Here is a 10,528-nt window from a genome sequence, read left to right on the forward strand (position 1 = left end):
GCCAAGCCGTCCGGAACGTGAACGTCGGCCCAACGGCGAATGGATGTCCCGCGTGCGCAAGCGCCACCCGCTTCGCCCGCTCGCGATCACCACTGGCAGCACCCGCGCGTGATGAGCGATGATCGCAGGGTGACTGAAATCGAAGCTGAGGCGCGACCCGACGAGAATCTGTGGCATTCAGGCGACTCGGCCGTGGCGGCTCCACCGGCCGCGACCCCCACCGCGATGACCGATCTGCCGGACGAGCGTTACCTCAACCGGGAACTGAGCTGGCTGGACTTCAACGCCCGCGTGCTGGCGCTGGCCGACGATAATTCGTTGCCGCTGTTGGAACGGGCCAAGTTCCTGGCGATCTTCGCCTCCAACCTCGACGAGTTCTACATGGTGCGGGTCGCCGGCCTCAAGCGCCGCGACGAGATGGGCCTGTCGGTGCGCTCCGCCGACGGTCTGACGCCGCGCAAGCAGCTGGCCTTCATCGGGGAACAGACCCAGCGGATCGCCACCCGGCACGCGCGGGTGTTCCTCGATTCGGTGCGTCCGGCGCTCGCCGAGGAAGGCATCCACATCGTCACGTGGGCCGACCTCGACCAGGCCGAGCGCGACGAACTCTCGACCTATTTCACCGATCAAGTCTTTCCCGTCCTGACTCCGCTGGCCGTCGATCCCGCGCACCCGTTCCCGTTCGTCAGCGGGCTGAGCCTGAATCTGGCGGTCATGGTGCGCCAGCCCGAGGATGGTGGCCAGCACTTCGCCCGAGTCAAGGTGCCCAACAACGTCGATCGCTTCGTCGAACTCGGCGCGCTCAAGGCGGGCCGCGACACCGCCGCGGGCCAAAGCCGCTCCATCGTCCGCTATCTGCCGCTGGAGGAACTGATCGCGGCCTTCCTTCCTCTTCTGTTCCCCGGCATGGAAATCGTGGAACACCACGCATTCCGCATTACCCGCAACGCCGACATGGAAGTCGAAGAGGACCGCGACGAAGATCTGCTGCAGGCCCTCGAAAGGGAATTGGCGCGCCGGCGGTTCGGTCCGCCGGTGCGACTCGAGATCGCCGACGACATGACCGAGGGCATGCTGGAATTGCTGCTGCGCGAACTGGACGTGCATCCCGGCGACGTCATCGAAGTCCCCGGGCTTCTCGATCTTTCGTCGCTGTGGCAGATCTACGACCTGGACCGCCCGGCGCTCAAGGACCCCGCGTTCGTTCCCGACACGCACCCCGCCTTCGCCGACCGCGAATCCCCCAAGAGCATCTTCGCGACGCTGCGCGAGGGCGACGTGCTGGTGCACCACCCGTATGACTCCTTCTCCACCAGCGTGCAGCGATTCATCCAGCAGGCCGCGGCCGATCCCAACGTGCTGGCGATCAAACAGACGTTGTATCGCACCTCCGGTGATTCGCCGATCGTTCGCGCGCTGATCGAAGCGGCCGAGGCTGGAAAGCAGGCCGTGGCGCTCGTCGAGATCAAGGCGCGCTTCGACGAACAGGCCAACATCCGCTGGGCGCGCGCACTCGAACAAGCGGGCGTGCACGTGGTTTACGGGCTCGTCGGGCTCAAGACGCACTGCAAGACCTGCTTGGTGGTGCGTCGCGAAGGCTCGGCGATCCGGCGGTACTGCCACATCGGAACCGGCAACTACAACAGCAAGACCGCCCGTCTCTATGAGGATGTCGGCCTGCTGACAGCCGCCCCCGACATCGGTGCGGACCTCACCGACTTGTTCAATTCGCTTACCGGATATTCGCGTAAGGTCTCCTACCGCAATCTGCTGGTGGCGCCGCACGGAATTCGCACCGGCATCATCGAACGCGTCGAACGCGAGATCGCGGCGCACCGCGAACGCGGAGACGGGCGAATTCGTCTCAAGATGAATGCGCTGGTGGATGAACAGGTCATCGATGCGCTGTACCGGGCGTCGCAGGCGGGCGTGCGGGTCGAGGTGGTCGTGCGTGGCATCTGCGCGCTGCGCCCGGGCGCGCAGGGCTACTCCGAAAACATCTTTGTGCGCTCCATTCTCGGGCGTTTCCTGGAGCACTCGCGGATCATCCATTTCCACAGCATCAATGAATTCTGGATCGGCAGCGCCGATATGATGCACCGCAACCTCGATCGTCGGGTGGAGGTGCTGGCTCAGGTCAAGGACCCCAAGCTCACCGCGCAGCTGGATGAATTGTTCGAGTCCGCATTGGATCCGTCCACGCGCTGCTGGGAACTCGGGTCCGACGGGCAGTGGACCGCGTCGCCACACGAGGGCCATACGGTGCGCGACCACCAAGTATCGTTGATGGAGCGGCATCGCAGTCCCTAGACCTGTGCGGTGATTTCCGGTTGTTTCCGGGCCGCAGCGTGATTGAACGTGCGACTCTGACCGAATTGACCTGCAGGAGTTGAGGTGCCGCCCCCGAACTCGTCCAACGCTCGGCGCTCCGCAAGCCGAATCGTCCCTGCCGCCGGCGCGGTGCTGTGGCGACCGGGCGATGCCGGCCACGATGTCGAGATCGCTGTCATCCACCGCCCCCGCTACGACGATTGGTCACTGCCCAAAGGCAAGGTGGACCCCGGCGAGACGGCGCCCGCGGCGGCGGTGCGGGAGGTGCACGAGGAGACCGGACAGCACGCGGTCCTCGGCAGGCGGCTCAACACTGTGAGCTACCCCATCGAGGCGGGCGTCAAAAAAGTCTTCTACTGGTCGGCGCGCGCCGTCGGCGGCGAATTCGTTCCCGGCGACGAGGTCGACCGGTTGCTCTGGTTGCCGGCGGCCGAGGCCATGCAGAAACTCGACTATGCGCAAGACCGAAAAGTGTTGCGCCACTTCAACAAAAAGCCGGCGGATACCCACACCGTGCTGGTGGTCCGGCACGCCACCGCGGGGCGCAAATCGCGCTTTTCGGGCGATGACACCAAGCGGCCGCTGGACAAACGGGGGCGTGCGCAGGCCAAGGCGCTGGTTCCGCAACTGCTGGCCTTCGGTGCCTCGCGGGTGTATGCGGCCGACCGGGTCCGCTGCCACCAGACCGTGGAGCCACTCGCCGAGTCTCTCGGCTCGGCCGTGCACAACGAGCCGACCCTCACCGAAGAGGCCTACGCCAAGAACGCCAAACGCAGCCGCCACCGGATGCTGGATATCGCCCACGAGCACGGCACACCGGTTGTCTGCACGCAGGGCAAGGTGATTCCGGACCTGATCGCGTGGTGGTGTGCTCGGGATGGAGTGCGGCCGGACAAATCGCGCAACCACAAAGGCAGCACCTGGGTGCTGTCATTGTCCGGGGGCCGGCTGGTGACCGCCGACCACATCGGCGGTGCGCTGGCCGCCAACGTGCGGGCCTAGCGTGCTGGCGGCGGCCCGCCGCTAGCACACGAATACCCTCCGGGGCACCGGTGCCGCCGAAGGGTATTCGTGTCTAGAACGTGCTCTGCCTACCGGCGGCCGCGACGCGCGGTCGTCTTCTTGGCGGGAGCCTTGCGGGCCGTCGACTTGCTCGCGGCCTTCTTGGCCGGAGCCTTGGTCGCGGCCTTGCGGGCCGGAGCCTTCTTTGCCGCAGTCTTCTTGGCCGGAGCCTTGGTCGCGGCCTTGCGGGCCGGAGCCTTCTTCACTGCGGCCTTCTTGGCCGGAGCCTTCTTCACTGCGGCCTTCTTGGCGGGAGCCTTCTTGGCCGCAGTCTTCTTGGCGGGAGCCTTCTTGGCCGCGGCCTTCTTCGCCGGAGCCTTCTTGGCCGCAGTCTTCTTGGCCGCGCCCGTGCCACCTACCACGCCGCGCTTGACGGCCGGGCCTTCCGACGGGAGACGCTGTGCGCCAGACACAACCGCTTTGAATTGGGCACCGGGACGGAACGCGGGGACGGACGTCGGCTTCACCTTCACCGTCTCACCGGTACGCGGGTTGCGGGCCACGCGCGCTGCGCGGCGCCGCTGTTCGAACACACCGAACCCGGTAATCGTGACGCTGTCGCCCTTGTGTACCGCACGCACAATGGTGTCGACAACGTTCTCGACCGCAGCGGTCGCCTGCCGACGGTCCGTGTTCAATTTCTGTGTGAGCACATCAATGAGCTCTGCCTTATTCATCAATCCCTCCGACACTAGTGGTCCTCGATTTGAACCGACTAGTGGACACGGTAAACCCTCACCCAGCAAATTTCCAAGAGCCACGCGCAATTTCACGGCAAGGCGTACGGCGTTTTCGCAATCCGGTTGCCGCCCTTGACCGGTGGGGGATCTTGAAATCGGCCCGGTTTAGTTAGCCGATCGAGCAGAAATTCGGCTGGGTCCGACCGTTCAGGAAGTGGACAGAGTGCGCGGTTTCCAGTCCGGATAGGCCGCCTCGAAAGACTCGATTTCGTCGAGTTTCCGCAGCGTAAGGGCTATATCGTCGAGGCCTTCGAGTAGTCGCCACGCGGTGTGGTCGTCAATCTTGAACGGCAGCACCGTCGTTCCCGCGGTGATATTTCGATCTTGAAGATTGGCAGTGATTTCCAAGCCGGGGCTCTGCTCGATCAGCTTCCAGAGGAGCTCCACCCCGTCTTGGGAAACTTCGGCCGCCAAGAGCCCCGCCTTGCCGGCGTTGCCCCGGAAAATGTCACCGAACCGAGACGAGATGACTACTCGGAACCCGTAGTCCATCAGCGCCCACACCGCATGCTCGCGCGACGAGCCCGTCCCGAAATCGGGTCCTGCGACGAGGACTGAGCCCCGGTCAAAGGGGCTGAGGTTGAGCACGAATGACGGATCCGACCGCCAGCTCGCGAACAGCCCGTCCTCGAAACCGGTTCGGGTGACACGCTTCAAATACACCGCCGGAATGATCTGATCGGTGTCGACGTTGGAGCGCCGCAGCGGCACACCGATACCGGTGTGGGTGTGAAAAGCTTCCATGCTCATCCCTTCAGACGTCGAATTCGTCAGCTCAAATCGGCCGGAGCAGACAATGTGCCGCGAACCGCTGTCGCCGCGGCAACGGCCGGAGACACCAAATGCGTGCGGCCGCCTTTACCCTGGCGCCCTTCGAAGTTGCGGTTGGACGTCGCCGCGCACCGCTCGCCCGGCGCCAACTGGTCGGGATTCATTCCCAGGCACATCGAGCAGCCCGCCTGCCGCCATTCGGCACCGGCGGCGGTGAAAACCTCGCCCAGCCCTTCGGCTTCGGCCTGCGCGCGCACCCGCATCGACCCCGGGACGACGAGCATCCGCACCCCCGGCGCGACCTTGCGCCCGCGCAGGATGTCGGCCACGACCCGCAGATCTTCGATACGACCGTTGGTACAAGAGCCCACGAACACCGCATCGACGGCGACGTCACGCATCGGTGTACCCGGTCGAAGGTCCATGTATGCCAACGCTTTCTCAGCCGCCTGGCGCTCGCCGTCGTCGGTCATCAGCTCGGGATCGGGGACGGCGGCGGACAGCGGCACACCCTGGCCGGGATTTGTGCCCCACGTCACGAACGGGCTCAGCGACTCGGCATCGAGATACACCTCGGTGTCGAATTCGGCGCCCGGGTCGGTGCGCAGTTGCTGCCAATAACGCATGGCCGCATCCCATTGCGCGCCTTTCGGGGCGTGCGGGCGGTCCCGCAGGAACTCGTAGGTGGTGTCGTCGGGAGCCACCATCCCCGCCCGGGCGCCGGCTTCGATGCTCATGTTGCAGACGGTCATCCGGCCTTCCATCGACAGCGATTCGATGGCGCTGCCGCGGTATTCGATGACATGCCCCTGCCCGCCGCCGGTGCCGATCTTGGCGATCAGCGCCAGGATGATGTCCTTGGACGTCACGCCCGGCGGCAATTTCCCGTCGACATTGACCGCCATCGTCTTGAACGGGCGCAGCGGCAAGGTCTGAGTCGCAAGCACGTGCTCGACCTCCGAGGTGCCAATTCCCATGGCCAGCGCGCCGAATGCGCCGTGCGTCGAGGTGTGACTGTCCCCACAGACGATCGTCATGCCCGGCTGGGTGAGGCCCAGCTGCGGCCCGACGACGTGCACGATGCCCTGCTCGAGATTGCCCATTGGATATAGCCGCACACCGAATTCGGCACAATTTCGCCGTAATGTCTCGACCTGCGTGCGTGACACCGGGTCGGCGATCGGCTTGTCGATGTCGACGGTCGGAACGTTGTGATCCTCGGTGGCCAGCGTCAGATCGGGGCGCCGCACCGGGCGGCCGGCCAGGCGCAGGCCGTCGAAAGCCTGCGGGCTGGTGACCTCGTGCACCAGATGCAGATCGATGTAGATCAGGTCGGGCGCCGCCGCCTGCCCCGAGGCGCTCCCGGAGACCACAACATGGTCGTCCCAGACTTTTTCGGCCAGTGTGCGCGGTTTGGTCGCCGCCCCTGTGTCGATCCCCATATCGAGCTCGCCTCAATTCGCTTCATCCGCGGCTCGCTGATCATTCAGGCTGTGATCTCAGAATGCGAGACGCTAGTATCTTCCTGTGAGACAGCATAGCGGTATCGGCGTCCTGGACAAAGCCGTGGGTGTCCTGCACACCGTCGCCCAATCCCCCTGCGGATTAGCCGAACTGTGTGAGCGCACCGCGCTGCCCCGGGCCACGGCCTATCGGCTGGCGGCGGCCCTCGAAGTGCATCGCCTGCTGGCGCGCGACGAGGAGGGGCGCTGGCGGCTCGGCCCGGCCGTCACCGAACTCGCCGCTCACGTCAACGATCCGCTGCTGGCCGCCAGCAGCGCGGTGCTGCCGCTGTTGCGCGAGACCACCGGCGAAAGCGTGCAGCTGTACCGACGTGAGGGCACCGACCGGGTCTGTGTGGCCGCCCTGGAACCCGCTGCGGGCCTTCGCGATACGGTTCCGGTCGGGGCGCGACTGCCCATGACGGCGGGGTCGGGCGCCAAAGTGCTGCTGGCCCACAGCGACGCGGCCACCCAGAAAGCGGTACTGACGACGGCGAAGTTCACCGAACGAACGCTGGCCGAAGTGCGGCGGCGTGGCTGGGCCCAAAGCGTGGCCGAGCGCGAGCCGGGGGTGGCCAGTGTGTCCGCGCCGGTGCGCGACGGCCGCGGCGCCGTCGTCGCCGCCATCTCGGTGTCGGGCCCCATCGACCGGATCGGCAGGCGTCCGGGCGCGCGTTGGGCCGCCGAGCTGCTGTCCGCGGCCGACGCGATGGCCCGCCGGCTGTAGTTCCCCGAGTCCTCCCGCGAGCAGACGCAGCGGGCCTGACAGACTGACCGGCATGGGAACCAATCAGCGCGCGAGCATCGTCATGTCGGAAGACGAGATCGCCGACTTCGTCGTCAAGAGCCGCACCGGAACGCTGGCAACCATCGGCCCCGACGGCCAGCCGCATCTGACCGCCATGTGGTACGCCGTGGTCGACGGCGAGATCTGGCTGGAGACCAAGGCGAAGTCTCAGAAGGCCATCAACCTCAAGCGGGACCCGCGGGTGAGCTTCCTGATCGAGGACGGCCACACCTACGACACGCTTCGCGGGGTGTCCTTCGAAGGGGTTGCGGAGATCGTGGACGATCCCGACGTCGCGCACCGGGTGGGGGTCAGCGTCTGGGAACGCTATACCGGCCCCTACACCGACGACATGAAGCCGTTCGTCGAGCAGATGATGAACAAGCGGGTCTGTGTTCGCATTGTGGCCCGACGCGCTCGTTCGTGGGATCACCGCAAACTCGGTTTGGCGCACATGCCGGTGGGCGGATCGACCGCGCCGGCCGCACTGGGGACCGACCAGTAACTGCGGCTTTAATTTGTAGCCCCGATGGGATTCGAACCCACGCTACCGCCGTGAGAGGGCGGCGTCCTAGGCCGCTAGACGACGGGGCCAGAAACGATCCGAGCAGTCAGCATAGCTCACCGCGCTAAGCCCACCTAATCGCTTGAGGTGGCGAGAATTTTGCTGGGGTACCAGGACTCGAACCTAGAATGGCTGAACCAGAATCAGCTGTGTTGCCAATTACACCATACCCCATTGGCTGCCTAAAACTGCTGGTCAGCGTCGATTGCGGGCCTGTACAAGCTCTTTGGGGACCGCCGCTGCCAGTCGTTGTCGGCTTTGGTAAACCGCAGTGCAGACTACCAAAGTCTCGCGGGCCAGTCCGCACGCGTGGTCTGGGTCTGTCCTAACCGGTCGTCGCGCGCGCGGCGCCCAGCCGCTGCACGCTGCGGTCCCGGCCGAGCAGCTCCAGCGACTCGAACAACGGCGGGCTGATCGTCGTCCCGGTGGCGCCCACGCGGATCGGGCCAAACGCCTTGCGCGGTTTGAGGCCCAGCTCGTCGATGAGCGCGGTTTTGAGGGCGGCCTCGATCTGGGGCGTCGTCCAGTCCGCGACGTCGTGCAGCGCGGCCAGCGCCGCATCGAGCACCGCGGCCGCGTCCGGACCCAGCTCCTTGGCGGCGGCCTTGGGGTCGATCGCGTACTCGTCGTCGTTGAGGAACTTCAACAGGTCCCAGGCGTCACCGAGCACCACGATCCGGGTCTGCACCAATTCGGCGGCCGTGGCGAAGGCGGCGTCGTCGAGCTCGAGGCGATGACCGTGGACGCCGAAGTAATCGCGCAGCCTGGCGGTGAAGTCCTCGACGGTCAGCATCCGGATGTGCTCGGCGTTGAGCGCGTCGGCCTTCTTCTGGTCGAAGCGGGCCGGATTGGAGTTGACGTTGACCACGTCGAACGCGGCCACCATCTCATCGAGACTGAACACATCGTGGTCGTCGGCGATGGCCCAGCCCAGCAACGCCAGGTAATTGAGCAGCCCTTCGGGGATGAAGCCGCGGTCGCGGTGGGCGAACAGATTCGACTGCGGGTCGCGCTTGGACAGCTTTTTGGTGCCCTCCCCCAATACCGTTGGCAGGTGCGCGAACTGCGGCGTGCGCTCGGCGACGCCGATCCGGATCAGCGCCTGATACAGCGCGAGCTGGCGCGGTGTCGACGGCAGCAGGTCCTCGCCGCGCAGCACATGGGTGATCTTCATCAGCGCGTCGTCACAGGGATTGACCAAGGTGTACAACGGATCTCCGTTGGCGCGGGTCAGCGCGAAGTCGGGCACGGACCCGGCCGCGAAGGTGGTGGTGCCGCGCACCAGGTCGTCCCAGCCGAGGTCGTCGTCGGGCATCCGCAGCCGCACCACCGGCTGGCGCCCCTCCGCGAGGAACGCCGCGCGCTGCGAATCGGTGAGCTGCCGGTCGAAATTGTCGTAACCGAGCTTGGGATTACGGCCCGCGGCGATGTGGCGCGCCTCGACCTCCTCCGGCGTCGAGAAGGCGTAGTACGCCTCCCCCGCTTCGACCAGCTTGGCCACCACGTCGCGATAGATCTCGCTGCGCAGCGATTGGCGGTACGGGCCGTAGGGACCGCCCACCTCGGGTCCCTCGTCCCAGTCCAGGCCGAGCCAGCGCAGCGCGTCCAGCAGTGCCAGATAGCTTTCCTCACTGTCGCGTTGGGCGTCGGTGTCCTCGATGCGAAAGACGAAGGTGCCCCCGGTGTGTCGGGCGTAGGCCCAGTTGAACAGCGCCGTGCGGACCATCCCGACGTGCGGGGTGCCGGTGGGCGACGGGCAGAATCGGACGCGTACGTTCGCGGGTGCAGTCACGATTTTCCTTTGCGGAGCACGGGATTGGTGAGGGTGCCGATGCCCTCGATGGTGATGGAGACGGTGTCGCCGTCCTCGATGGGGCCGACGCCCGCCGGGGTGCCGGTGAGGATGAGATCGCCGGGTAGCAATGTCATCACCGCCGAAATCCACTCGACGATCGCGCCGATGTCATGGATCAGCAGCGACGTGCGGCTGTGCTGCTTGACCTCACCGTTGACCTCGGTGCGCAATTCGAGATCGCCCGGGTCCAGCGGCTTGAGGTCGGTGACGATCCACGGCCCGACCGGGCAGAAGGTGTCGTGGCCTTTGGCCCTCGTCCATTGGCCGTCGGCTTTTTGTTGATCGCGCGCCGACACGTCGTTGCCGATGGTGTAGCCAAGGATGTTCTCCGCGGCCTGGGCGGCCGAGACGTCCTTGCAGGGCCGGCCGATGACCACCGCCAGCTCGCCCTCGAAGTGCACCGGTGATGCGTTGGCCGGCAAGCGAATCGGCACGTTGGGCCCGATGATGGCGGTGCTCGGCTTGAGGAAGATCACCGGCTCGGCCGGCGCGGGTCCGGTCATCTCTTTCATCTCGGCGATGTGGTCGGCGTAGTTCTTGCCGACGCAGACCACCTTGCTGGCGAGTATCGGGGCGAGCAGCCGGACGTCGGCCAGCGGCCATGATCGGCCGGTGAAGTTCGGCGTGCCGAAGGGGTGCTCGGCGATCTCGCGGGCGATCATCTCGGCTGGGTCGTCGAGTTCGCCTTCGATGCTGACGAAGGCGACACCGTCCGGGCTGGCGATTCGACCAAGGCGCATTCAGTTGAGCCTAGTGACGGTCGCGAGCGCGGCGTAGCCGGGCGTGGCGGGCCGTCACCGTCGGGCCGAGTCGGGCGACGATTCGGGCCGGGACGGCCCGAGGAGGAGCCAGACAATCCCACCTAGTGAGGGTCGCGAGCGCGGCGCAGCCGGGCGTGGCGGGGCAGGCAATGAC

9 protein-coding genes and 2 tRNA genes are annotated in these 10,528 nt (G+C 66.1%); 4 read left to right on the top strand and 7 right to left on the bottom strand.

What is annotated here, in order from left to right; translation table 11 throughout:
• Positions 1-108 precede the first annotated feature (108 nt).
• Both AC0KS4_RS17360 and mutT1 read left to right on the top strand, forming a co-directional pair.
• Complete coding sequence (locus AC0KS4_RS17360) at positions 109-2,310, top strand: RNA degradosome polyphosphate kinase (protein ID WP_225329115.1); 2,202 nt, start codon at positions 109-111, stop codon at positions 2,308-2,310.
• 84 nt (positions 2,311-2,394) lie between these two features.
• Positions 2,395-3,333 (top strand): 8-oxo-(d)GTP phosphatase MutT1, encoded by a 939-nt coding sequence (gene mutT1 / locus AC0KS4_RS17365; protein ID WP_238956520.1) that lies wholly within the window; start codon positions 2,395-2,397, stop codon positions 3,331-3,333.
• Positions 3,334-3,422: 89 nt separating this feature from the next.
• On the opposite strand, the gene AC0KS4_RS17370 is transcribed toward mutT1, so the two are convergent.
• The 3 genes from AC0KS4_RS17370 to leuC all read right to left on the bottom strand — a co-directional run bounded on the left by AC0KS4_RS17370 (position 3,423) and on the right by leuC (position 6,346).
• The gene (locus AC0KS4_RS17370; protein WP_225329130.1) at positions 3,423-4,070 is read right to left on the bottom strand and encodes an HU family DNA-binding protein; all 648 of its coding nucleotides are present in this window, start codon (positions 4,068-4,070) and stop codon (positions 3,423-3,425) included.
• A gap of 210 nt (positions 4,071-4,280) precedes the next feature.
• Positions 4,281-4,877 (bottom strand): 3-isopropylmalate dehydratase small subunit, encoded by a 597-nt coding sequence (leuD, locus tag AC0KS4_RS17375; protein ID WP_008259008.1) that lies wholly within the window; start codon positions 4,875-4,877, stop codon positions 4,281-4,283.
• Between the two features lie 26 nt (positions 4,878-4,903).
• A complete protein-coding gene (leuC, locus tag AC0KS4_RS17380; RefSeq protein ID WP_225329117.1) occupies positions 4,904-6,346 on the bottom strand; it encodes a 3-isopropylmalate dehydratase large subunit in 1,443 nt (480 codons plus the stop codon).
• Between the two features lie 85 nt (positions 6,347-6,431).
• On the opposite strand from leuC, the gene AC0KS4_RS17385 reads away from it, so the two are divergent.
• Complete coding sequence (locus AC0KS4_RS17385; protein ID WP_225329118.1) at positions 6,432-7,133, top strand: IclR family transcriptional regulator; 702 nt, start codon at positions 6,432-6,434, stop codon at positions 7,131-7,133.
• Positions 7,134-7,185: 52 nt separating this feature from the next.
• Positions 7,186-7,698, top strand: a complete 513-nt coding sequence (locus AC0KS4_RS17390; RefSeq protein WP_225329119.1) for a pyridoxamine 5'-phosphate oxidase family protein — start codon at positions 7,186-7,188, stop codon at positions 7,696-7,698.
• 16 nt (positions 7,699-7,714) lie between these two features.
• On the opposite strand, the gene AC0KS4_RS17395 is transcribed toward AC0KS4_RS17390, so the two are convergent.
• From AC0KS4_RS17395 to AC0KS4_RS17410, 4 genes are all read right to left on the bottom strand, one after another.
• Positions 7,715-7,787 (bottom strand) — tRNA-Glu (locus tag AC0KS4_RS17395).
• A 73-nt stretch (positions 7,788-7,860) separates the two neighbouring features.
• Positions 7,861-7,932: transfer RNA gene (locus AC0KS4_RS17400), tRNA-Gln, on the bottom strand.
• Between the two features lie 151 nt (positions 7,933-8,083).
• Positions 8,084-9,550, bottom strand: a complete 1,467-nt coding sequence (gltX, locus tag AC0KS4_RS17405; RefSeq protein WP_238956521.1) for a glutamate--tRNA ligase — start codon at positions 9,548-9,550, stop codon at positions 8,084-8,086.
• Positions 9,547-10,353, bottom strand: coding sequence for a fumarylacetoacetate hydrolase family protein (locus AC0KS4_RS17410; protein ID WP_225329121.1), 807 nt, complete (start codon positions 10,351-10,353; stop codon positions 9,547-9,549). Before AC0KS4_RS17410 ends, gltX begins: the two co-directional genes overlap by 4 nt.
• Between the last annotated feature and the right edge of the window lie 175 nt (positions 10,354-10,528).

The organism is Mycobacterium sp. NTMscope_MAC_12 (assembly GCF_976985675.1).

Coding starts and splice junctions, on each gene's coding strand:
- leuD (WP_008259008.1), bottom strand. CDS start 4,877: ATGGAAGCTTTTCACACCCACACCGGTATCGGTGTGCCGCTGCGGCGC.
- AC0KS4_RS17410 (WP_225329121.1), bottom strand. CDS start 10,353: ATGCGCCTTGGTCGAATCGCCAGCCCGGACGGTGTCGCCTTCGTCAGC.
- AC0KS4_RS17370 (WP_225329130.1), bottom strand. CDS start 4,070: ATGAATAAGGCAGAGCTCATTGATGTGCTCACACAGAAATTGAACACG.
- leuC (WP_225329117.1), bottom strand. CDS start 6,346: ATGGGGATCGACACAGGGGCGGCGACCAAACCGCGCACACTGGCCGAA.
- AC0KS4_RS17390 (WP_225329119.1), top strand. CDS start 7,186: ATGGGAACCAATCAGCGCGCGAGCATCGTCATGTCGGAAGACGAGATC.